Origin of the sequence: Paenibacillus sp. S25 (assembly GCF_019454085.1) — a bacterium.
Lineage (GTDB): Bacteria > Bacillota > Bacilli > Paenibacillales > Paenibacillaceae > Paenibacillus > Paenibacillus polymyxa_B.
In genome coordinates, this window is sequence record NZ_CP073683.1 from 5,010,622 (window position 1) to 5,035,038 (window position 24,417).

The following is a 24,417-nucleotide window of genomic DNA, read 5'->3' on the forward strand; positions in this document are numbered from 1 at the left end:
TTACTGAACCGCCGGGCCTAAATATTCGTTATATTTTTGCTTGCGCGGATTCAGAATGAACAACACCCCCTGCTTGTATCCATCTGCGGCATTAAAATTGCGGCGCAGCATTTCTTTGAGCATCAAGTAGGATAAGGTCCATAAAAGGGCTCCATACTGAATCACTCCAGCCTTTTTCAAGGCAAGAAAATAATAGTGGTTAATCGCTGTAGCCTTGGCTACTTTGCCCGCCTTATCGCGCGAGCTTGGAGATTCATGATGAATGATGGTTAAGTCAGGATTGATAACCAATTTGCCGTAACGGCTCGCCAACTGGCACATGTACAAATCGTCAGCCACGGCATAACTGGTCATCCACGGATACGGCTTCATGTCCCGAAGCGCATTCCTCCGAAATGACATATTGCAGCCATGGAAAAATTCTGTATCGAAAACCTCAGTCGCTTCGCCCCAACGTAGCAAAGAACCTGCCAGACTACTAGGCGAGAGCTTGCCGAGGGATGAAGACATCTGAAATGTCAAAACGCCCAGCAGCTTTCCTGCCCGGCTCGAATGTAATCCCTTTGCAATCCCTCCAACACCCACAATCGTTTCATCCTGATCATAGGTATCGAGCAAGCGCCGGATATAGAGTTTATCGTCCAGTTCTGCATCATCGTCAAAATACAGCACAATATCATACCGCACAAGGGACAAGGCCTCATAGCGGGATAACCAAACGCCGGGACGACTTTTTTTATAATATTTCAAAACACTTTGAGGCAATCCGGATACCATGTGACGGTACTGCTCGATCTGTTGGTCGGAAATATCGCCGTCATCAACAATCAGCAGTTCTACAGCCGTATGCTCCAATTGCTGCTGTACTGCAATAGATTGTATACAGCGTGTCAGGTCTTCGATCCGGTTGCGGGTACAAATGATGATGGAGACATCGGACATGCCATTACCTCCTGTGTGTGTATCCAGATGCTTTGGAAGAGATATTCAAAGTTTTTCCAATTGCTGGATTATATATGTTTATTGTATCTTTGACAGCGTTTTAGTGTATATACCTCTTTTGTATACTTTTTCAGTCTCCAAAAGGGTAGACAATCCTCTAAAAAGAGCAAAAAAATAGGATTGGCTTCTAGTGCCAATCCTGATTTACCCCTGGAAGTCCAGAAACAACGTCGCATTCACATACCGACGTGCCATGGACAAAAAATAACTATTTTGCACCGCTACTGCTGCCACCAGCAAAGTATTACGCACCGCTTCACACTGGTTAGGGGTCAAATGCTGTAAACGGCTGGTGTATTGATCAGCCGCCTGAACCAGCAGCTCCTCTGTCGCACCTTCCTGACGCTGCTGTCCTGTAACGGAATTTCCGTTGTCCTTTGCATAGCCTGCTCCAGCAACATCGAGCAGTTGGTCTCCGTTCGCATCCAGCTCCTCAAACAAAGTTGAATAGGCGGCGTACAAATCGACCGGCTGAATCAGATCGTCCGTATCATCTTCGGGTTGTTGGAACAGGATATGAAATAGCTGACGAATGGATTCAAAATCAAGACATGATTTTAAATCTTCCACAATGAGCAATATAGCTGCCTGGTTGACCGAGTATTTTTTGCCGATCTTCGGAGCGCCGAGAAATTCCTTGAAGTCGCGTTTGACCCAATTTTGCATGGATGCCAGTGAGACATGGCTGTATTCGACCAGTTGACCCAGGGAAACGATCTCCTGCAGCGAAAAGGCTGCGCTGTGCTTACCCTTGATGATTTTATCTAGCACAGGTGTCACGTCGGTGTATAAAAATGTCGGCATCGTGCTCCCGGAACGGGCGAGATGGCTATGAGTGCGCCTCCAGGCGTCCTGCAGAACGGCCAAAGGCTGCAATTCGCGGCGCCCTTCCATGGCCAGCAGCAAATGGGCCATATCACGACGAGTAAGGGTAAAAGACTCCATCTGCTTTCCTCCCTTTATTACATTTCAAGTTCATTTGAACTCATCATACGCCCTCAAACTAGGCTTGTAAAGTGAAGCAATGAGACGTCCGGGTTCTATTATGCCTTATTTTCCGTGTAAATTGGAGGTAGGTGACCTGCTACGATTCCATATGAACCTTGTATATTTTCTTTTAAGTTCTTAAAATAAGTTCAAGTGAACTTAAAATGGAGTTCCTTAAAAAATTGAACGAAAAAGGGATGAGTGAAAATTATATGGGTATAGGTGTCAGTCTATTTTTGTTTGCGGTGTTGATTTTATTTAGTGCTTTCTTCGTGGCTACCGAGTTTGCGATTATTAAAATCCGTTCCAGCCGGGTCGATCAGCTGGTCGTGGAGAACCGTAAAAACGCACTGGCGCTACAAAAAGTCGTCAATAATCTGGACGGCTACCTGTCCGCCTGTCAGCTTGGTATTACGATTACAGCGTTGGGACTCGGCTGGCTCGGTGAACCGACCGTAGTCAAATTGCTGGAGCCTCTCTTTCAACAGCTCAACATCAATGGGGAATTTTCACATATCCTGGCCTTTATTATTTCATTCGTCATTGTAACTTACCTGCACGTGGTGATCGGCGAACTGGCTCCCAAAACATTGGCGATCCGCAAAGCGGAAGCTGTCAGTCTGTTAACCTCCCCAGTCATCGTGTGGTTTAACCGGATTATGTATCCGTTTATTTGGCTCCTTAACGGCTCGGCCAATCGTCTGGTTCGTCTGTTTGGTCTTCAACCGGCTAGTGAGCATGAAGAAGCGCACTCTCAGGAAGAAATTCAGATCATTTTGTCCGAAAGCGTGGAAAGTGGTAAGATCAATAACACCGAATATGGCTACGTAAATCGTATCTTTGCATTTGACGAGACCGTTGCCAAAGAAATTATGGTGCCACGTACAGATATGGTATGCTTGTTTACGAATCGCTCGCTAAAAGAAAACATGCTGACTATTCACGAAGAGCAGTATACCCGTTTTCCGGTGGCGACAGACAGCAAGGATCAGATCATTGGTATGATTAATACCAAACAGCTATTCCTTGAGTATGATCGCAATCCCGAGCTTGTTTTCGACAGCCTGATTCAACCGATCTTGACCGTTCCGGAAGTTATGCCCGTCAACACACTGCTGAAACGTATGCAGAAGGAGCAGGTTCATATCGCTCTCCTGGTCGATGAATACGGTGGAACCTCCGGCCTCATTACCATTGAGGACATTTTGGAGGAGATTGTTGGCGAAATTCGGGACGAATTTGATAAGGATGAACGGAAGGAAATCGAGAAACTGACGGAGAACAGTTATTTGATGGATGGTAAAGTGATGCTTTCCGATCTGAGTGATCTGACGGGCTTGACATTGGACGATGAAGACGTGGATACTGTCGGAGGGTGGGTGTATAGCCGGGTTCCGGAACCTAGACAGGGCAAGGAATTCATAGAAGAGAATGTGAAATTTATCATTCGTGAAATGGGTAAAAATCGTATTCGTCGGGTGGAGATTATTTTACACCACACATCCCCCGCATCTGAATGGGAAGCAGAATCGGACACTTCTTCCCGGGAGTGAACCGTGTGACCTGAGCGTGTATCTTTGCACTTGACACTTGTGTTCACTCCTACTGAAATGACATATTTCCAGGGCAAACGGCTTAGGTCGTTTGCCCTGCACGCGTGTAAGGAGGAGCTAGTAAAGTGGATATTTTATCTTCTATTATTATGGGAATTATTGAAGGACTGACAGAGTTTTTGCCGGTCTCTTCGACGGGTCACATGATCCTCACGGCTGATCTTCTAGGATTAAACACAGAGAATGATACGGTCAAAACGTTTGAGGTTATCGTGCAATTAGGTGCTGTGCTGGCGGTCGTCGTATTATACTGGCGCAGATTTCTGAGCCTGTTTGATTTTAGACGCAAAATCTCGAGCCAGCCACGTCTAAACCTGTTACATATTATTTTAGCCATGATCCCTGCAGGCTTGATTGGCGTACTGTTCCGTGATGTAATCAAGCAATACCTGTTTGGTCCTGAAACGGTTCTCTACAGTTTGGTCATCGGAGGCCTGTTGATGATTGCGGCTGAGAAATTCCATCCGCCCATTAGATCACATACGTTGGATGAGATCACGTACAAACAGGCTTTTACGATCGGTTTGTTCCAAGTCCTAGCCCTATGGCCAGGTTTTTCCCGTTCAGGCTCAACCATGTCTGGGGGCCTATTCGCACGTGTAAGCCATACCGCAGCCGCGGAATTTACATTCCTCGTATCTGTTCCGGTCATGCTGGGTGCATCAGGTATTGATATGATCAAAAGTATGGATCATCTGTCTATGAGTGATTTCCCAGTGTTCGCGGCCGGCTTTATTACTGCCTTTATCGTCGGGATGCTGGCGATCAAAACATTCCTCGGTCTGCTCAAACGCTTGAGCCTGACTACATTCGCCATTTACCGCTTTGTGCTGGCGGCTGTGTTCTTTTTCATTATTTTATAAGCCATCGTTTGGTACCAATAAATAAAAAAAGGGATATCCATAGGGTCTGAATGATCAGCCTTGGATATCCCTTTTACTATTTTGCAGAAAGGATAGATCGTACTGAACTATCCCTATCGTGCGTTCTGATTATTGTTTGGATTCCAGCGTAGTCAAATATTCCGAGATTTGAGCTGGCGTTTTAGCGTATTTGCTGTGCAAATGAGCAATTTTTTCGCCATTACGGAACACGAGCAGACTCGGAATGCCGCGCACTTGATTTTCTTCTGCAATCGGCTGGAATTTCTCCGCATCGAGGGCAAAGAAGCGCTTATCCGCGTTTTCCTCAATAATGCCGTCCATAAATTTATCCAGTGTCTTGCAATCCGGACACCAGGTTGTATCAAATTTCACGACAGTCAGCCCGTCACCGTTAATTAAATCCTGATATTGCTGCTGAGATTCGATGCGTTCCATTCGTTGGTCCCTCCTAGAGTGTATTTATAACGTCTCCATATTCACATATGAATTATAAACCGAGGCTTATTCCTATATTGTAATGATTCTTTTATAAATTGCAACTGGGACGGGTACATGTTTGACACTTGTCCTATTATTGCTCGGATTAGCGGTATTGCGCATCATAACGATTGGCTCGGCTGATTTGCTGTAGTGTCTGCCGCTCTTGTTGAGTTAGCGGTGCAATATCCGCCGCAGAAATATTATGCTCCAATTGTCCCAAAGAGCTTGCACCCGGGATCACAGTAGCAACAGTCGGATGTGACAAGCTATAACGAATAGCTGTCTGCCCCATACTACGCTCTGATCCTGCAAAAGCCTTTAATTGCTTACGTACGTCCAGCAGCTCTGCTTCTTCGTAGTCCAGATACCCCTTGGCTACCTTTCCTTCTGCTTTATCGGCCAATACGCCGCTAGCCACAGGCCCACGTGCAATCACGCTAATTCCCCGCTGCTGAAGCAATGGCAGTACCTCTTCCTCTGCACGCCGATCCAGTAAACTATACTGATTCATAACACTAACGATATTCGATCGTTCCACATATTCACGGATGACATGAGGGCGAATCGAGGAAATACCATAATAACGGATGGCGCCCTCCCGCTGTAGCTGCTCAAAAGCCTCTATAGTTTCGTCCATCGGATCGTCAATCGTCCCTCCGTGCAACTGATACAGGTCGATGTAGTCCGTTCCAAGGCGGCGCAGGCTCTCTTTAACAGCAGACAGAATATATTTCTTGGATGGGTCCCATCCCCAGCCCTCCTGCCCCGGTAGACGCCGATTGCCAACCTTGGTCGCCAGGATGACCTCCTGTCGCCGTCCACGGATCGCTGCACCTACGATTTCTTCATTGCGTCCGTGCTGGTACAAATCTGCCGTATCCAACAGGTTTACGCCCCTGTCTAGCGCTTCATGAATCAAGTAAACACCTTGCTGCTCCTCCGTACCGACCGACATACATCCCAGACCAATTTCACCTACCAGCAAATCCGATGATCCCAGGCGTTTTTTTTTCATTTATGCTCCCCTCACTTCCAACAACATATAACTTTAAATTTTTAACATTTCTCTATTGAATCAATTTCATAAATGATTAAACCAACGAAGTGTATAATACATATAGACAAATTAAACCATTTTGATCTATATGTACTCTTTATTAAAGCTACTGAAGGTATTATGAAATTGATTCTATTATACGAAAAAAATATACAAAAAAAACAACCCCAAAGACATAGAGACTCCACGCTCTCCAATCCTTTGAGGCTGTTGTATGAGATCCGTATACCATTCATGCTATCCGAACAGCCATTGGACGGCCTTAGGAAATTGACGCTGAAAACAATCCACACGATGCACCGCATCCTGATCCAACTCAAGAAGCACATCTTTTGCATCCAGTCCCTGTGTCCGCAGCACCTCGTGTGCCTCGAGGGTCAGCGGAACCATATCTTTTTGTACATTCATCTTCCCTTCACCTTCACGGGTCCCAACAGATATATAAAAGCGATGTATCCCCTCCCTCACAGTTGCACAAGATGCAGATTGCATATAACCAATCATACCCGGATACCAATACGAGCCTGAGATGGAACCGACACGTCCGAATACGTCCTTATACTTGAAGACGGCATACATGGAAATTAATCCGCCCAATGAGGCGCCGATGATTCCCGTATGCTCCGGTCCGGTTTTTACCGGATATCTCCCCTCGACGTACGGCATTACTTTTGTAACCACAAACGCCAGATAGGCATCTCCGTCACCACCAAAAGCAGGTCTTCCTTCTACTAAAGCAGCTGCCTTCCAAGGCGTATAATCATCCAGCCGATTTACGGGCTGTATACCTACCAGCACGACACGGGGCAACTCTCCCGTAGAAAAACCTCTTTCCAGCTCATCCAACCCGCTTAGAAATAAAGAGCTGCCATCCTGCACATACAGCACAGGATACAGCTCATTATGACTCACGGAGACGGGAGGTGTATAGACGTGCACAAGATCCCCATCTAATGAAATTTCATCTACATGACCTTTCATCCTACACAGTCCTCCATGATGTGAATGTATTCATTACAGTGCAGCATCCATTTCCTTAATCATTTCAGATACGGATTCCAGACCATTACCTGACAGATACCAGTAGTTAGGATCAAGGTATACAATATGACCGTTTTTAAATGCATTGGTTTTTTTCACCAGTTCATTCTCAATGGTTTGTTTACCTGTAACCTGTTCCTTGCCTTCCTCGACCACAACAGCCCCACGGTCAACGACAAAAATATAATCCGGATTTTTTTGCTGTACATATTCAAAAGAAACCTTTTGCCCATGCGTGGATACTTTAATGTCAGGATCTACAGGGGTTACGCCAAAAGCATCATGAATGATACCGAAGCGGGACTGTGAGCCATATGCGCTCAGGCTTCCTTCATTCGTCAGCACAATCAGTCCTTTAGCTTTGCTCGCTACAGCCTTGTCATGTACGGCCTTGATGGAGCTATCAATCGCAGCCAGCTCCTGCTTGGCAGCAGCCTCTTTATCGAAGATTTGACCCAATGTTTCAACGTTTTTCTTAAAGGAATTGATATAATCCTTGGTGTCTACAGCCATCGAAATGGTCGGTGCAATTTTACTCAACTCTTTATATGCATCAGCTTGTCTGCCGCCGATGATGATCAGTTCAGGAGACAGATCACTGATTTTCTCGTAATCCGGTTCAAACAGCGTGCCCGCGCTTGCATATTTGGAATCTTTATATTTGCTCAAATACGTAGGAAGATCCTGCTGCGCTACTGCCGCAACGTCAACACCCAGCTTATCCAGCGTATCCAATGAACCAAAATCAAAGACAACGACATTTTTTGGATTAACTTTGACTTGGACCGGGTTTTCATCCAGTCCGTGTTTGACCGAGATGGTTTTGGATTCCGTTGTTGCCGCAGAGGAGCCGTTTCCAGTCGCTTCCGGTGTTGCCGGAGCTGCTTTGCCACAGGCCGCCACAATCAGTACCAATGCAAGCATCAGCGTTAAAAACATCATATTTTTCTTCATTTAACATTCCCCCTAAGTGAAATAAACGCAAATTTTATGATCACCGATCTGTTGAATCGGAATATCCATATCGTACAAATCCTTTAATACCTGACTATCAATCATCTCGTCAGCCGTTCCTTGTTTTAGCAACCTTCCATCCTTCATCCCCACAATATAGTCTGAATAGCAGGATGCAAAATTAATATCGTGAAGCACAACCAGAATCGTTTTGCCCAGATCATCCACCAAACCGCGCAACGTCTTCATAATCTGAACCGAATGCTTCATATCCAGATTGTTCAGCGGCTCATCCAGCAGGATGTATTCTGTGTCCTGAGCCAAAATCATGGCAATAAAAGCCCGCTGTCGCTGTCCCCCACTGAGCAAATCAATATGCTTGTCTTTCATATCCTCCAGTCCCATGTAAGCCATAGACTGCTCCACCATTTTGCGATCCTCGCTGTTCAATCTGCCCTTGGAATACGGAAAACGGCCGAAGCTAACCAGCTCCTTCACGGTTAAGCGGATATTGACATCGTTCGTCTGTTTTAAAATAGATATCTTCCGGGCTAGCTCCTCACTTTTCGTCAGACTCACGGCCTGCCCGTCAATGAGGATTTCTCCCTCATCACTGTCAGTCAGGCGACTGATCATCGACAACAAGGTGCTTTTTCCAGCGCCATTAGGTCCAATAAAGGAGGTAATCGTACCTTTAGGTACAGTGACGGATACCTGATCCACCACATTTTTATTCCCGTAGCGTTTGGATACGTTTTTGACTTCTACCATGATTTGTTCTCCCGCAGCAAAAGGTACAGGAAGTACACCCCCCCGATAAAGTTAATAATGACGCTGACCGTTGTCGATAAGTCAAATACTCTTTCTGCCAGCAGTTGGCATCCTGCCAACGCAATGACGCTGACACAGATAGAGGCCGGAATAATATAACGGTGCTGATAGGTTTTCATCACCTGATAAGCCACATTGGCCACAATTAATCCGAGAAACGTAATCGGCCCGACAAGCGCTGTAGAAATGGAAATGAGAATCGCTACGATTACCAGCAGCCTTTTAATGATAAAACCATAGGGAAGACCCAGGTTAATCGCATGCTCCCGTCCGAGCGACAGCACGTCCAGATACTTGATGAACCTCCACGTATAAGCGAATACGAGAACAAGAATGAATACAGAAAGCCACAATAGCTCGGTATTTACATTACTGAAGCTAGCAAAGCTCTTGTCCTGGATTTTCGCAAATTCGTTCGGATCAATCAGTACCTCCATAAAGGTAGATAAACTGTTGAATAGTGTGCCGAACACCAGACCAATCAGCAAGAGTACATAAATCCCGCGTCCATCTTTGCGGAAAATTAATTTGTATAGCAGTCCTGCGAACAGCACCATCAGCCCCACCGACAGCAAAAAGTTCAATTCTTTGCTGGTCGAAATGAAAGGTACGGAACCAAATGCAAAAATAATCGTCGTCTGAATCAGCATATACAGTGAATCCAGTCCGATAATACCCGGAGTCAAAATTTTATTATTCGTAACCGTCTGGAAAATAACTGTTGCAAAAGCAATGGAGCCACCTGTCAGAATGAAGGCTGCGATCTTTTTTAATCGTCGTGGCAGCGCGTAGTGCCAGGTATGCGGAAGATCTATAAACACGAAAGCAGCAATCAACACAAGCGCGGCAGCGGCTAATATTCCGATTTTTAATTTAGGATTCATAGGCCCTTCTCCTCAGCAGCAAATACAAGAACAACGCGCTCCCGATCACACCAACCGTAAGCCCTACAGAAATTTCATACGGATAAATGATCACCCGTCCCAAAATGTCGCAAAACAGCACAAAGACGGCGCCCAAGATCGCTGTATGGGCCAGGCTTTTTTTCAGATTATCCCCCATATACATGCTGACCAGATTGGGTACAACCAGCCCTAAAAAGGGAATCGTCCCAACGGTTAAGATGACAACAGAGGATACCAAAGCCACGATCACCAAACCGACATTGACGGTGCGCTTGTAATGTACACCCAAGTTGGCCGCAAAATCCTCACCCATGCCTGCAATTGTGAAACGATTCGCATATATGTACGCCAACGCAACCAAAGGAACACTAAGATATAGCATCTCGTAGCGACCACTCATGATTAGAGAAAAATCCCCCTGCATCCACGAAGAAATGCCCTGGATCAGATTGTATTTGTAAGCAAAAAAGGTCGTTACCGAATTTAAAATGCCTCCAAACATCAAACCGACAAGCGGGATAAATACTGGGTCCTTGAAACGGATTTTATCCAGGATTTTCATGAAAATCAGTGTTCCCCCTAGAGCAAATCCGAAAGCCGTCAGCATCTTCGTCCAAAATCCCGCCGCTCCAAACACCATAATAGCCATCAGCACACCCAATCGTGCCGCGTCCATCGTCCCCGCAGTGGTGGGAGATACAAATCGGTTCCGGGTAAGTTGCTGCATAATGAGCCCACAGATACTCATACTCGCCCCTGCGATAATGATACTGATCAAACGTGGGAATCTGCTAATCAGGAGTACCTGCGCCTGATCGTTGGTTAAGTGGAACACATCAAGTGGAGTTACATCATGAACACCGATAAAAACCGAGGCGAAGGCCAGTACCAGAAAAGCCAGTATTAAATAACGCAATTTCATGTTCTAACCAAGGGAGCCTGTTCTCCAACAACCTGTACCAAGCTTCGGCCCTGTCCTCCCCTCTAATAATGATAATGATTATCAAAATCAACTAGCATAAATTATATCAGTGATATCGTATCTGTCAATGTGATGAGGTTTTAAATTCAGGACAAAAAAGCTGCTGAGAATTTTCTCAACATCCCACCTGGACAACCCTGGGAGCAAATAAGAGTAAAATCCGGTAAACTGGAAATAGAGAGTTTGGGGAGCCCTTTTTTATGTTTATGGTGAGCAGTTCTGGAAACCGAGTTCATTGACTTTGGTTAGTAAAAAATAGGAGGAGAATGATGAATCACATATTAATCATCGAGGACGATATCGCCTTGAGTAACGGTATTGTTCTTGCCCTTAAAGAACCTAACAACGTATTTACGCAAACGTATGACATAGCTACTGCAAAAGAACATTTGAACGTTACTGCCTTTGGCCTAGTGATTCTTGATGTAAATTTGCCGGATGGAAGTGGACTCGACCTGTTAACCCATATACGAAAAAAAACAACTATACCCGTCATCGTTCTGACTGCGAATGATATGGAAACAGATGTCGTCACTGGTTTTGAGCTGGGTGCTGACGATTATATCACCAAACCTTTCAGTCTTATGGTACTGAGAGCAAGAGTTGGCGTTCAGCTAAAGAAATCCAGATACTCGCTTGCAGACTCCATTCAGCTAGACAATTTTTCTTTTTCATTCGAGAGAATGGAATTTATTAAGAAGGGTACGCCCATTGAACTAAGTAAAACGGAACAAAAATTGTTGCGCATCCTAATCAACAATCGAGGAAATACCGTTTCGCGTGATCATTTGATAGACAGCATCTGGACTGACGGGGCTGAATATGTAGGTGAAAATGCCTTGTCAGTTACGATAAAAAGGCTACGTGACAAGCTTGAGGATCATCCTTCTTCCCCACAATATATTAAAACGGTTTACGGGCTAGGCTACACATGGGCGTTGAAATGACAACACTCCTATATATATGTATTGGAATTGCCGTTGTTGCTGTATGCACCGCTGTGTGTGCTATTATGCTTTATCGCAGGAGCATCCATAAAACAATGAAAACTATTGAGAACATGCTGGATGCCGCGATAAATGGCAGCTTCTCGGAGGATGTCTTTGATGAATCCGTTCTCTCTGCAATAGAAGCTAAATTTGCGCGATTTCTTTCCATTTGTTCCGTGTCCTCCAAAAATCTGCTTGCCGAAAAGAATAAAATAAATGAGCTGATTTCCGACATTTCACACCAAACGAAAACACCATTGGCCAACATCCTGCTTTATTCCCAACTACTTAGCGAATACGAACTATCACAGGATACCTCCACTTGTGTGAAAGCTCTATCTGCACAGGCTGAAAAGCTTAACTTCCTGATTCAGGCATTGTTGAAAACATCGCGGCTTGAAACGGGGATTATCACGGTATCGCCAAGGCGGGAATCTGTTCAAAAGCTCCTTGGTGCTGCACTGGAGCAAATGATGCCAAAAGCAGATGCCAAAGGGATAACAGTTGTTATGGAGGACACAGTTATCCATGCTTATTTTGACCTAAAGTGGACGAGTGAAGCTGTCTATAACATTATGGATAACGCCATAAAATATACAGAGACAGGCGGAAGCATGAATATAAAAGTAATGGCATACGATTTGTTTTGCCGAATTGATATTACCGACAACGGCATAGGGATTGCAGAAGATGAACAAGAGAAGATCTTTACCCGCTTCTATCGCTCCCCTACTGTAAACACGCAGGAGGGTGTAGGTATTGGCCTGTTTTTAGCTAGAGAAATCATCGCTGCGGAGGGTGGTTACATCAAGGTACGGTCACGCTACGGCAGTGGCTCCACCTTTTCTATTTTCCTTTCTATGGATACTTAATTCTTTCAATACCGTTAGATTCCAGAAAGATTGTAGAAAGATTAGTGTGTTAGTGTCTGTACTGTAGATGACTACGATCCAGACATTTTTTTGTGAAGGAGAACGTATATGGCTCTATTAAAAACACAGGAGTTGAAAAAGTATTATGGTAACGGGGATCATACTGTTCATGCTTTAGACGGTGTGAACCTGGAGGTGGAAAGCGGAGAGTTTGTGGCCATTGTCGGTACGTCCGGGAGCGGCAAATCTACCCTTCTCCATATGCTGGGTGGACTTGATCGTCCAACCAGTGGAAACGTTACGATTGACGGCAAGGATATTTTTACACTGAAGGACGAAGAATTGACTATTTTTCGCAGACGAAAGATTGGCTTTGTTTTTCAAAATTACAACCTGGTGCCCGTTTTAAATGTCTACGAGAATATTGTGCTTCCTATTAAACTGGATGGTAAAGAGCCAGACAAAACCCACATAGATAAAATTGTACATACCTTGGGTCTTGACCAAAAGTTGAATAACCTGCCAAACAATCTTTCCGGTGGACAACAGCAACGTGTAGCTATCGCCAGAGCACTGGCAGCCAAACCCGCCATTATCTTGGCAGATGAACCCACCGGAAATCTGGACAGTAAAACCAGTCTGGATGTGATGGGATTGATCAAAGTATCCAGCCAGCAGTTCCGCCAAACGATAGTGATGATCACCCACAACGAGGAAATTGCGCAAATGGCAGACCGGATCATCCGTATTGAAGACGGTAAAATTGTCGGCGGTGATACAAAATGATCAAGGTAAAGAACAAAAAAGTAATCCGCAAGCTGGCAGATAAGAGCTTCAAAGTAAACAAAGCACGTAACCTCATTGCTATTGTTGCCATAGTACTAACCTCATTGCTATTTACAACACTTTTCACTATGGGGATTGGCGCTGTGGAAAGCTTACAAAGGGCGACCATGCGCCAGGTCGGTGGAGATGGACATGCCGTACTTAAATATATAACGGATGACGAATTTAATCATGTCAAGGATCATCCATTGATCAAGGAAATAGCTTATAACCGTATATTAAGCGACGGAGTTAAAAACGATAACTTCCTAAAACGCCATACGGAATTCTGGTATTACGATGATGTAGGGATGAAGCTTGGTTTTATTGAGCTTAAAGAGGGGCACAAGCCTGTGGCGGAAAATGAAGTGATTACAGACTCCAAGACGTTGCAGCTATTGGGTGTTCCACTGGAGGTTGGAGCACCTTTGAGGCTAAAGCTTGACATACGGGGTAAAGAAGTACAGCGTGATTTTGTCCTCTCCGGCTGGTGGAGAAGTGATCCTGTGGTTAACGTAGGACAAATCTTGGCCTCCAGGTCCTATGTGGATGCTCATTCCAAGGAACTACAAAGCACCTATAATAAGGATCACTTCTATACAGGAACCATTAGTGCATATATGATGTTCGACAATAGCCTTGATTTGCGGGGAAAGCTCAGTAAAGTGATTACCGAAAGCGGGTATTCGCTTGACGAAGATGCACCGAACTATATCGCGAATAATGTAAATTGGTCATACATCTCAACCAATTTTAGTATGGATGCAGGAACAATCATGGCACTTACTTCCGCCCTGATACTGATCGTATTTACCGGCTATTTGATCATCTATAACATTTTTCAAATATCGGTGATGCGAGATATTCGTTTTTATGGTCTTTTAAAGACGATCGGCACAAGCGGCAAGCAGATCCGCCGGATCATTCGCAGACAGGCGTTAGTTCTTTCAGGGATAGGAATCCCGTTTGGGTTAATAGCAGGTTTTTTTGTCGGTAAAGCACTTATACCACTTCTTATAAACCACACTACTTTTGCTGGTACCGAGGTATCGGTATCTCCCAACCCATGGATTTTTATAGGATCGGCTTTGTTCGCGCTCATTACCGTAATGATCAGCACTTTCAAGCCAGGCAGAATTGCGGCAGCTGTTTCGCCAGTTGAGGCAGTAAGATACACAGACGGAAATACCAAGGGCGGCCGTAAGCTGAAAAAATCCACTGACGGCGCTAAGATGATCCACATGGCTCGCTCCAACTTGGGGCGCAATACAAAGCGTACCGTGTTGGTAGTCATCAGTCTTTCGTTGAGCCTTGTACTTCTTAACACGGCCTTCACCCTGTCTCAGAGCATTGATATGGATAAGTTTGTATCCAATTTCAATGACACCGACTTTCTCATTGCTCATGCTGAATATTTTCATAGCCCCTATTTTAGAGGCCCTGAAAATGAGACCTCCGAGAGTTTTATTCAGGCTGTACAGACACAGCCCGGCTTTGAAGAGGGCGGTCGTTTGTACGGCGGCAAATTAGTGCTTACTGTCGAGAATGGAAAAGACACCAATGAGGACGATGTGACTGACTCTCGCGGCAACTTCATGGCGACAGTATATGGGCTGGAAGATTTACCACTGCACCGTTTGCAATTGCTAGACGGTGAGCTTGATTTTGAGAAGCTGGCTTCTGGTAAGTATATATTGGAAGGGGTAGATTTAGATGACCATAACATCCCCCACATGGAAAAAGCTCTGTATAAGGTGGGTGAAAAGGTCACGCTTCACAGTTATATGGGAGCAGCAGAAGCTCCGCTGGATAAAGAGTATACTACGCATGCATTCACAGTGCTTGGTCATGTTGCAATTAAATATATGACCAATTCTGATCGCCTTTCAGATAAGTATAATTTTTATCTTCCAGCGAATATTTACAAGCCGCTTGCGGAGCAGCCTGCTGTGATGAGCTACGCCTTTAATGTATCCCCTGATCAGGAAGAGGCCATGGAGAGCTTTTTAAAAAGTTACACCGAAACTACAGAGCCGGTAATGAATTACACATCCAAATTCACTTCAATGAATGAGTTTTCCGGTATGCAAAACACCATCATGATGATCGGTGGCACGCTCAGTCTGATTATCGGCTTAATTGGTATCCTCAACTTTGTAAACGCAATTCTGACGAGTATATTGACACGGCGTCAGGAGTTTGCCATGCTGCAAAGTATCGGCATGACCAAAAAGCAATTGCGGGGTATGCTGATCTATGAAGGGCTATATTATGTTCTCGGCACCGCCCTATTCTCCATTTTATTAGGGATCATATTCTCTATTTCAATTGTGAAACCCCTAAGCAGTATGATGTGGTTTTTGAGCTATCACTTTATAATCTGGCCACTTCTAGCCTCATTGCCTTTACTGTTATTGCTGGGGATACTTATTCCAGTAGCAGTCTATTCTATGAACGACAAACAAAGTATTGTAGAACGACTTCGGGAATCAGAATAGATTTACCGAGAAAGTCCAAAATACCGGTGTGGATTATAAAAAGATGACTCCTGATCAATTCAGAGGTCATCTTTTTATGCATAGAAAGGTACTTTGTATGCATATCTACAATTCCCATTCTTCCCGTAGAAGCCCCATTCGGATCGAATCATAATACTCTCCATTATAATATCTGCACTTTCGAAGCCTGGCTTCGAGGGTCATGCCCAGCTTCTGCCCAACCTTCATCATCCGATGGTTTCCTGACCATGTTGTAAAGCCTACTCTTACTAGAGGTAATGTATTAAACAAATGCGTGATCCACAGTCGAAGTGCCCTCGTACCATACCCACCGCTCCAATACTGCGAATCAAAGATACCTATCCCCATTTCAAGCCATTGTGAAGGCTGATGCTCCCAATAGTAGCTCACTGATCCAATGACCTTGTCTTCCACTTCAATGATCCAAAAATCATCTTGCCCGATTCGTTTTTCCTTCTCTTTTAAATAATCATCAAAAGAAAGTGACTTATGTTCATAGTAGGGTGCATCCCACTGCTTCCATTCCGGTGCTTCTTCCTTAAAAGTTAACGTCCAAAGAGCCGGCAGGTCTTCTTCTGTAACAGGCCTAATCGTTAAATCCTTATCCGTATACATTGAGTAAACTCCTTTAGTATTAAATTCATTCTATCTATATTGGGCTATATTGGACTTTATTGTATCTGCTTTTGCATTATTTCGAATTTCTATTTTTGTCCGTCTTTGGAGCCAGTGCAAATTCAAGTTGACAAACAATCAAAAATAATATATCTTAATATCAAGATAATAAATATAAAGAAAAGTTTTTCGACTGTTTATTTTGTTTAGAAAAACCTAATGATATATAAACCAAGGAGGACAAAGACATGAAACTATTAGGATTGCATCACGTTTCGGCGATTACTGCGGCGGCGGCTAAAAATGTTGATTTTTATACTCAGGTAATGGGACTTCGATTGATCAAGAAAACGGTGAACCAAGACGATGTTAGTGTGTATCACCTTTTTTACGGAGATGAGCGTGGAACTGCGGGTACGGAAGTCACTTTCTTTGAAATTCCACATGCGGGGCAAACTCGTACAGGAAATAACAGCATTTCAGCGCTCTCCCTACGGGTACCGAACGACAAGGCACTGGACTACTGGAAAAACCGCTTCGAGCAGCTGGATGTAAAGCATGGTGAAATTACGGATCAAGCAGGACGCCTGGCACTTTCGTTCGAAGATTTTGAAGGACAACGCTTCTTCCTCGTTTCAGATGAGCATGATAACGGAATGCGCGGTGGCACGCCTTGGGAGAAAAGCCCTGTCCCTGCCGAGTACGGCATTGTAGGGCTTGGACCGGTTCATCTGACCATTCCTAAAGCGGAGAATACCATTCTCATTCTTGAACAGGTTATGGGCTTCCGCAAAAAAGGCTCCTATCCTTCCCCTGTTGCTGAACAACCGGATGTGGTCATCTACGAAACGGGTGAAGGCGGTACAGGAACCGAAGTCCATCTGGAAGAGCGTAACGATCTGCCACAAGAACGACCAGGACGCGGCAGTGTGCATCACGTAGCCTTCCGTGTTGAAACTGAGGAAGAGCTCAAACAGTGGGTAGACCGTATTGGGCAGCTGCAAATTTCCAACTCAGGCTTTGTAGATCGCTTTTACTTCCGTTCATTGTATTTCCGCGAGCCGAACGGCATTCTGTTTGAATTGGCAACCGATGGGCCCGGCTTTGATACGGATGAAGAACTGGAGTTTCTGGGTGAATCGCTGGCGTTACCGCCATTTTTGGAATCGCGCCGTGCCTCTATTGAAGCCAATCTCAAACCGCTTAATACCAAACATTAATTGAAGTTTCCTTTACACAAAAGGGCATTCCGCTATCTGCAAGCTTTTAGCTTTGACAGGTAAGCGAAATGCCCTTTTTAGTTATGCTTACAGCTTTTTATCATCCACACTGTTCAGCCATGCTTCGATTTCTCCGATTACAGAGGCGATACAGCCATCTTGGAACGGCGAGATTAGTCCAGCCAACTCAACCAATCCGGTAAAAGATCGACTTCCCCCGGCACGGCATAGCTTCAAATAATCTTCCCACGCAGCTGTCCGGTCGATACTCATGCGTTTCCAGAATTGGAACGCACACAGTTGCGCGAGTGTATAGTCAATATAGTAGAACGGGGATTGAAAAATATGACCCTGTTTGTGCCAAAACCCGCCCTGCTCCAGATACTCGTTGCCTTCATAATCCAGATGCGGTTTATACTTACGTTCAATGGAGCGCCATGCGCTTTTACGTTCGGCGGGGGTCCAGTCTGGATGTTCGTATACGGCATGCTGGAATTCGTCCACGGCTACGCCGTAAGGCACGAACAGCAACGATGAGGATAGATGTTCAAAGTGATATTTATCCGTATCTTCCTCGAAGAACAGATTCATCCAAGGCCATGCGAAAAACTCCATACTCATAGAGTGGATCTCAGCCGCCTCCATGGTTGGCCAATGGTACTCAGGAATTTCAAAATGTCGGCTTTCATAGACCTGGAAGGCATGACCTGCTTCATGCGTCAATACGTCGATATCTCCGGATGTACCATTGAAATTGGAGAAAATAAACGGCGTGCCATATTCGCTCAAAAATGTACAATAGCCTCCGCTTTGCTTGCCCTTTTTGCTGATCAAATCCATCAATCCACGTTCAATCATAAAGCTGAAAAATTCATGTGTTTCCGCTGAAAGTTCCTCATACATACGTGCTCCATTGCGAATGATCCACTCCGGGTCACCTTTAGGCGTAGGATTGCCTGACAGGAAGTTGAAGCCCTCGTCATAATAGCGAAGCTGATCTACTCCGATCCGTTCGCGCTGGCGTTCCTTCAGCTTGGTTGCCAGAGGAACGATGTGCTTCAGCACCTGCTCGCGGAAATTGGCTACCATTTTGGCATTGTAATCTGTACGTCCCAAGCGAGCATAGCCCAATTCTACGAAGTTGTCATAGCCCAGCTTGTGTGCCATGCGCGTGCGTACCTTCACCAGTTCATCATAGATCCGGTCCAGCTCGTCCTCATGCTCACTCATAAATTGATATTTAGCCTCGGAGGCCTGTTTGCGCGTCTCCCGGTTGGTAGCCATTTCAAAAGGCAGGAGCTGCGACAATGTGCGTTCTTCTCCCTCGAACGGGATCTTCGCTGAAGCAATCAATTGAGCATATTCCGAGGTCAGCTTATTTTCCTGCTGCAAATCCTCAATAATATCCGGATGGAACGACTTGAGTGCTACCTCGGCAATACTGAAAAGCTGGCTGCCCCATTGACTCTCCAACTCGGTTCGGAATGGAGAATCCACCAATGCCCGGTAGTAATCGGTTACATACTCCTGAATAACCGGCATGAAATCATCAGCGTACTCTTGCTCCGCTTTGTAAAAGGCGTCCTCCGTATTAATGGAGTGCCGAACTTCCACCAATTGCAATTGCGTTTCCACGTTACTGCGCAGCTTGTTAATCGCATGAATCACTTCATTTTGACGTTCTACGCTGTCCGCTTCACGAAACTGCTGCAACAGCGTTTTAAACCGCTGTTCAATTACAAGTTGCTCTGGTCGGCTGTAAGCCATTTGGCTGAATAAGGTCATTGCTTCGGTTCCTCCTTAAATGTAATAAATCTGATGCCTATTATACAGTACGATTAGACCAAACTGGAAGCTATAATTCCAAAAAAATACAACCTCAAGAGCCGCAATACCATGTATTACGGCTCTTGAGCCTCATCTAACTCTATATATCAAAAAAGTCATGGTCTAAAACAATCTAATATATATTCAGCCTGATGGAGATTTATAAGTCTTTCTAAGATCGCAGACATTTATGCTTTATTGATTTTGCAAACGATGTGCCGCATGCAAAGTCGGACCGACGAATTCATTCAGCTTGAAGCTACCTTCAATGGCCTGTGTAATGAATCTCTTGGCCTGATCCACTGCTTCACGTACAGTCAGACCTTGAGCCAAACCAGCCGTTACCGCTGCCGAAGTGGTGCAGCCTGCACCGTGGGTAAAGTTTGTTTTTACAACATCGGCTTCAAACCAGTCAAAAGTGATTCCGTCATATAGCAGATCCATCGCTTTACCTGCGCGAATTTTGCCACGGTCCTTGATCAGTACATGCTTAGCCCCACGCTCATGAATAATCGCAGCTGCTTCCTGCATCTGCTCCAGTGTCGTGATCGGTCCATTCTTCGCCAGTTGCGAAGCCTCGAACAAGTTCGGTGTTACCAGGTCAGCGCCAGGAATCAATAATTCCAGCATCGCCTCTGTATTTTCTGGCTGGAGCACTTCATCCGTGCCTTTGCAGACCATGACCGGGTCAATTACGATCCGCTTCAGATCATGCTTTTTCAAATGGCTGGCTACCAGCTCGATAATTTCAACGGAACCAAGCATACCGGTTTTCATCGCATCAAAACCGATACCTTCCAATACAGTACGCAGCTGCGCTTCTACCACATCCAACGCAACAGGATATACAAGATGGTCCCAGGTTTTAGGACCCATCGCTACTACGGTTGTCAATACGGTCATACCATATACACCAAGCTCCTGAAAGGTTTTCAGGTCTGCCTGAATACCCGCTCCACCGCTTGTGTCGGAGCCGGCTATCGTTAATGTTTTGGGAATCGTCATTTGTTCATGCTCTCCTTCACTTTCTGTGCTGCATTTATCCTAATCCCGCTTACGAAACTTGTCAACGCGCAAAACGGTCCTCTCTATGCTAAAAGTCACAAGCGACAGCATCAGCTTAAAAACGAGAACATCCCCTTTTGAAACGGGAACATCCTCGCAATAACGTGTTATATGAAGAATTCGAATGGAATTTAGAATTATAAATACCCACCAGTACTGTGATCATAGGCATGATTCTTTTCATTTGCACGTACGCCCAAGCACAGACTCTGATACAACTGCTGCTGTTCCGGTGTAGCAAAATTCCGGTGCTGCTCAAATAAAGCCATACAACCAATGATATGTTCGGTATAGCTATTATCGACAGACAGTTGCAAGCAATGCAGTGTTTGTCCCACTCCCTCGGGGTAATCGCCTTTTCGGAAATAATATTCTGCAAACACCTTACAAAAGGATGCAAAGCGAAATGCATTAAAATGCTTACGATAATGAGTGTCCCATCGTTCCGGTGCAAGCTCCCAGAAGCTCTTGAGTTGCTGACCAAACAGTCCCAGTTCGGCATCCACGAAATAACCGAACCGGTTCGCCGATTCGAGCAAGGTGTTTAAGCCTTCCAGTGTCTCATCCGGATGCTCACGCAGGTAAGTAATGTATTCATAGATTGCAGAAGTGTTGCCCATTTTAATTTCAATACAAAGTCGGTTACCCCGTGCATATACACGATGTAGGTTGACCACTTTCCAGCCTTCTTCGTCTAAACCCTCAAACCAGCTCAAATCTGCATAACCCTCAATCCATTGCTTGGATTCCTCATATCTGCCCTGAAACTCATAGCAGCTGGCCTTGAGCAGATGCCCCTGAGCATAGTAATAAACGAGCGGCTTAAGCAGCTCCAGGTGCTCATCTCCAAAACGGTTCCGATTGCGATACAATGCCTGCGCCAGCTCTCTTAGCTCGTCCGCATACATTTCCATCTCGGACCATTGCATTTTTAAAGCAAACACTTGAGATAGCATATGTAAGCCTTCCAGTGCGTAAATTTCCGGTAGACGACTACGGTACAAATGGAATTGTACAGCAGCTTTCAAGTTCCGTGTGTTATCCTTAATCTGGATCTGGAATATACGGAAATAGCTGATCGCCAATCGTTCAGAGTGGGTATACTTCTCACTCTCGATGACACAATCATACAGAAGCATGGAAGCTTCATGTCTGCCATCCTCAAACATCGCTTCTGCGGTCTCAAAAATAGCAGGAACGTTCGATAAATCGTCCATCAAATAGCCAAGTACACTGCGTATACACTCCAGCTTGTTCAACTCTGAGCACCGTAGGAGAAAAGGACGCAACCTCCTCCAGTGTGGTAAGGAATGAATAAAACATTCATCCACATACATCTCGAACAAAGATCCTTCTTCCAATCCCATGGCTTCGGTAATCAGATCAAGCTGATTGACTGAGATAGGCCGTGGTGGATTTCGATTAAGTATACCGCTAAGTGTACCCGGATTTACCTTGGAAGCATCTGCGAAACATTGCATTGAAATGCCTTCACTTTGAATATACTTTTCTATTTTTGCGCGGATCGTGGTGTTTTTTTCCAAAGGGACACCCCCTCAAACGAATGATGGTGACTTTTTCATTACCTTTTAAACCAAAATTTGTTTAATCAAAGTATATGTCTATTTATACGAGAGGTCAATAACTTTAAACACGACTCAGGACATATAAAATCACGAATTTTGTACGATTTTAAAACTGTTTTATGAAAAAAGACCGTCCTCTGTGGGACAGTCTTTTTCTATTATTTTGATGCTGTGGACTTATAGGACAAAAACAAGTTAGCAGTTCTACCGTGAACGTCCGAAATCGATGGCAAACTTAGCGTATCCCTCTACCGTTAACCCTTCATAAATCAACTCTGAATAGGCATTAGCGGCATCCGTTGCTTGCGGTGAGGTCAGGAAGGTCACATGCGGACACCCTGACCATGGGGCGAGGGACCAATGGCCATCAGCTTTTGGCGTCAACGTCTTCATATGCCGCACGTATTCAGTCAGCACATGACGGTTCTCATCCGGTGAAGCAAGTATAATTCGCTCTCCACCCGGATTGACTAGCGTAGAGGAAAACGCGCGATAGTTATTCGTAACAACCAGATAATTTCGCTGCATATCCATCGGTTCGCCATCAAAAGCCATCTGAATGATTCTGTGTGCATCTGGGTCCTTTAGGCCCCCGTCAGCATCATATCTGGCTGGCTGTGTTACATCAATCTGATACCTGATGCCGTCGATGATATCGAAATTAAAGCTTGGAAAATCAGAATTAATCAGCTCTTGCTCTTGTTCTGCTGAAGGATCGATTTGCTGGAATTGTCCAGCAGACCACTCCAGCCATTCCCGAATTTCCGTTCCGGTCAGTCGAACGACATGCAGCGTATTCGGAAAATTGTACAGATCGGCGATATGCTTGATCGCAAACGTCCCCGCCGGAATATGGGTATAGTACGATGGGCCATATCTGCCGCCTGTTTTAAAAGGAGCTGCTGCCGACAGAACGGGCAATCCTTCGTACTCGCTCCCTTGCATCTGCTGCTTCACATACCACATTTGCGCATCATTCACGAGCTGAACCGAAGCATCATCCATCACCTGAGCAAAAAAGCTGTTCACCGCCACCGTCGTCTGACCTACAGGTGCACGAATATACTCCAGTGTTCCGGCGTGTTCTTCTGCTACCGCCAGCTGAATGGCAGTATCCGGTTGTACCAGCGCCTCCTTGTGTATCGGATCATACACCGGGCGTACCTCGGCAGCAGATGCAGCCACTTGCCACTTCCCTCCACTAAAGGTCATCTCCAGATCAATGATACCCAGATGATCCCCCCAAAAGCCCGGCTCCACTGCTGGGATATCGTAGATGGTACCTCGCTCAACATCAACACCTGTTTTCCCCATAAACGAAGGTCCGGGAAATACTTTATGTGCATGACCAAACACAATGGCATCGATCCCTTCCACCCTGCTCAGATGCAGCACCGCATTTTCCATATCAAGCGTTTCGGGAATATCCTCAAAGCCTGCATGGGGCATAGCAATGATGAGATCGGCTCCCGCCGCCTTCATTTCTGGAATAAACCGTCTTGCCGTTTCCAGCATATCTTTGACGATGATTTTCCCCTCCAGCCACGCCTTGTCCCATTGCATAATTTGCGGAGGGACAAAGCCGATGACCCCCACCTTCAACAGATGCTTACCACCTGCTTCATCCTCTACCGTCTTATCCAGCAATAGATAAGGTTTAAAGTAATTTCGTTCTTGTTCTCCCGCTATATAAATGTTGGCATTCACATAAGGAAATTGCGCTCCTCGAAGGCAAGTCTGCAAGTATTCCAGTCCGTAGTTAAATTCATGATTCCCGATATTGCCTGCCTCATACCCAAGCAGATTCATGGCTTTATAGGCGGGATGCACCGCGCTTGGGTCCTGTTGGATTCGCTGTACAGCATAATCTCCCATTGGATTCCCCTGAATCACATCTCCGTTATCCAGCAGCAGATGATTGGGTACCTCCGCCCGGGCTATTTGAATCAAGCTGGCTGTTTGCGCCAGACCATAATGCAGCGTCTCCTGATCCGTATAATAATCGTAATTCCACAAGCTGACATGCAAATCGGTTGTAACCATAATGCGGAATTTCACTTTCACAAGGCTTACATTTCCCTGGTCTGCCTTTTCGTTAATATCCAAAATATCCAATCTTGTTCTCTCCCTCAGCTTCGGTCATAGAGCTTGAACAAGTCTAAC

At 45.2% G+C, this 24,417-nt stretch carries 21 protein-coding genes; 7 read left to right on the forward strand and 14 right to left on the reverse strand.

Annotation, left to right across the window (positions count from 1 at the left end; translation table 11 throughout):
* Positions 1–942 carry a glycosyltransferase family 2 protein gene (locus tag KAI37_RS22040; protein ID WP_076294308.1) on the reverse strand — a complete coding sequence of 314 codons (942 nt, stop codon included), beginning with the start codon at positions 940–942 and terminating at the stop codon, positions 1–3.
* Between the two features lie 204 nt (positions 943–1,146).
* Positions 1,147–1,947, reverse strand: a complete 801-nt coding sequence (locus KAI37_RS22045) for a DUF1836 domain-containing protein (RefSeq protein WP_025721933.1) — start codon at positions 1,945–1,947, stop codon at positions 1,147–1,149.
* Positions 1,948–2,171: 224 nt separating this feature from the next.
* Here KAI37_RS22045 and KAI37_RS22050 point away from each other — a divergent pair, with 224 nt between their 5' ends.
* Positions 2,172–3,542, forward strand: a complete 1,371-nt coding sequence (locus tag KAI37_RS22050) for a hemolysin family protein (protein WP_258383010.1) — start codon at positions 2,172–2,174, stop codon at positions 3,540–3,542.
* A 125-nt stretch (positions 3,543–3,667) separates the two neighbouring features.
* Complete coding sequence (gene bacA, locus KAI37_RS22055) at positions 3,668–4,465, forward strand: undecaprenyl-diphosphate phosphatase (protein WP_013312007.1); 798 nt, start codon at positions 3,668–3,670, stop codon at positions 4,463–4,465.
* 129 nt (positions 4,466–4,594) lie between these two features.
* On the opposite strand, the gene KAI37_RS22060 is transcribed toward bacA, so the two are convergent.
* From KAI37_RS22060 to KAI37_RS22090, 7 genes are all read right to left on the reverse strand, one after another.
* The gene (locus KAI37_RS22060) at positions 4,595–4,921 is read right to left on the reverse strand and encodes a thioredoxin family protein (protein ID WP_013312008.1); all 327 of its coding nucleotides are present in this window, start codon (positions 4,919–4,921) and stop codon (positions 4,595–4,597) included.
* A 148-nt stretch (positions 4,922–5,069) separates the two neighbouring features.
* Entirely contained in the window at positions 5,070–5,981 is a 912-nt protein-coding gene (locus KAI37_RS22065; protein WP_220030217.1) for an aldo/keto reductase, read from the reverse strand.
* A gap of 279 nt (positions 5,982–6,260) precedes the next feature.
* A complete protein-coding gene (locus tag KAI37_RS22070; RefSeq protein ID WP_220030218.1) occupies positions 6,261–7,004 on the reverse strand; it encodes an alpha/beta hydrolase in 744 nt (247 codons plus the stop codon).
* Between the two features lie 33 nt (positions 7,005–7,037).
* Complete coding sequence (locus KAI37_RS22075; RefSeq protein WP_071643043.1) at positions 7,038–8,018, reverse strand: siderophore ABC transporter substrate-binding protein; 981 nt, start codon at positions 8,016–8,018, stop codon at positions 7,038–7,040.
* Positions 8,019–8,030: 12 nt separating this feature from the next.
* Positions 8,031–8,789, reverse strand: a complete 759-nt coding sequence (locus KAI37_RS22080) for an iron ABC transporter ATP-binding protein (protein ID WP_039273792.1) — start codon at positions 8,787–8,789, stop codon at positions 8,031–8,033.
* Positions 8,783–9,733 (reverse strand): iron chelate uptake ABC transporter family permease subunit, encoded by a 951-nt coding sequence (locus KAI37_RS22085; RefSeq protein ID WP_220030221.1) that lies wholly within the window; start codon positions 9,731–9,733, stop codon positions 8,783–8,785. Before KAI37_RS22085 ends, KAI37_RS22080 begins: the two co-directional genes overlap by 7 nt.
* The gene (locus KAI37_RS22090) at positions 9,723–10,676 is read right to left on the reverse strand and encodes an ABC transporter permease (protein ID WP_025721924.1); all 954 of its coding nucleotides are present in this window, start codon (positions 10,674–10,676) and stop codon (positions 9,723–9,725) included. Before KAI37_RS22090 ends, KAI37_RS22085 begins: the two co-directional genes overlap by 11 nt.
* 329 nt (positions 10,677–11,005) lie before the next feature.
* Between KAI37_RS22090 and KAI37_RS22095 the strand changes: the two genes are divergently transcribed.
* From KAI37_RS22095 to KAI37_RS22110, 4 genes are all read left to right on the forward strand, one after another.
* The gene (locus tag KAI37_RS22095) at positions 11,006–11,683 is read left to right on the forward strand and encodes a response regulator transcription factor (RefSeq protein WP_220031516.1); all 678 of its coding nucleotides are present in this window, start codon (positions 11,006–11,008) and stop codon (positions 11,681–11,683) included.
* Positions 11,680–12,597 carry a sensor histidine kinase gene (locus KAI37_RS22100; RefSeq protein WP_220030222.1) on the forward strand — a complete coding sequence of 306 codons (918 nt, stop codon included), beginning with the start codon at positions 11,680–11,682 and terminating at the stop codon, positions 12,595–12,597. Before KAI37_RS22095 ends, KAI37_RS22100 begins: the two co-directional genes overlap by 4 nt.
* A 108-nt stretch (positions 12,598–12,705) precedes the next feature.
* Positions 12,706–13,383 (forward strand): ABC transporter ATP-binding protein, encoded by a 678-nt coding sequence (locus KAI37_RS22105; protein ID WP_220030224.1) that lies wholly within the window; start codon positions 12,706–12,708, stop codon positions 13,381–13,383.
* Complete coding sequence (locus KAI37_RS22110; protein WP_220030226.1) at positions 13,380–15,920, forward strand: ABC transporter permease; 2,541 nt, start codon at positions 13,380–13,382, stop codon at positions 15,918–15,920. Before KAI37_RS22105 ends, KAI37_RS22110 begins: the two co-directional genes overlap by 4 nt.
* A gap of 105 nt (positions 15,921–16,025) precedes the next feature.
* On the opposite strand, the gene KAI37_RS22115 is transcribed toward KAI37_RS22110, so the two are convergent.
* Positions 16,026–16,556, reverse strand: a complete 531-nt coding sequence (locus KAI37_RS22115) for a GNAT family N-acetyltransferase (RefSeq protein WP_220030228.1) — start codon at positions 16,554–16,556, stop codon at positions 16,026–16,028.
* 248 nt (positions 16,557–16,804) lie between these two features.
* Here KAI37_RS22115 and KAI37_RS22120 point away from each other — a divergent pair, with 248 nt between their 5' ends.
* Positions 16,805–17,776, forward strand: coding sequence for a ring-cleaving dioxygenase (locus tag KAI37_RS22120; protein WP_220030229.1), 972 nt, complete (start codon positions 16,805–16,807; stop codon positions 17,774–17,776).
* A gap of 87 nt (positions 17,777–17,863) precedes the next feature.
* Here KAI37_RS22120 and KAI37_RS22125 read toward each other — a convergent pair whose 3' ends face one another.
* The 4 genes from KAI37_RS22125 to KAI37_RS22140 all read right to left on the reverse strand — a co-directional run bounded on the left by KAI37_RS22125 (position 17,864) and on the right by KAI37_RS22140 (position 24,369).
* Positions 17,864–19,561, reverse strand: a complete 1,698-nt coding sequence (locus KAI37_RS22125) for a M3 family oligoendopeptidase (RefSeq protein ID WP_104495607.1) — start codon at positions 19,559–19,561, stop codon at positions 17,864–17,866.
* Between the two features lie 237 nt (positions 19,562–19,798).
* A complete protein-coding gene (gene thiD, locus KAI37_RS22130; RefSeq protein ID WP_013312022.1) occupies positions 19,799–20,608 on the reverse strand; it encodes a bifunctional hydroxymethylpyrimidine kinase/phosphomethylpyrimidine kinase in 810 nt (269 codons plus the stop codon).
* Positions 20,609–20,805: 197 nt separating this feature from the next.
* Positions 20,806–22,212, reverse strand: coding sequence for a DNA-binding protein (locus tag KAI37_RS22135; RefSeq protein WP_071643061.1), 1,407 nt, complete (start codon positions 22,210–22,212; stop codon positions 20,806–20,808).
* A gap of 246 nt (positions 22,213–22,458) precedes the next feature.
* Positions 22,459–24,369: a bifunctional 2',3'-cyclic-nucleotide 2'-phosphodiesterase/3'-nucleotidase gene (locus KAI37_RS22140; protein ID WP_071643063.1), complete on the reverse strand. Its 1,911-nt coding sequence runs from the start codon at positions 24,367–24,369 to the stop codon at positions 22,459–22,461.
* Between the last annotated feature and the right edge of the window lie 48 nt (positions 24,370–24,417).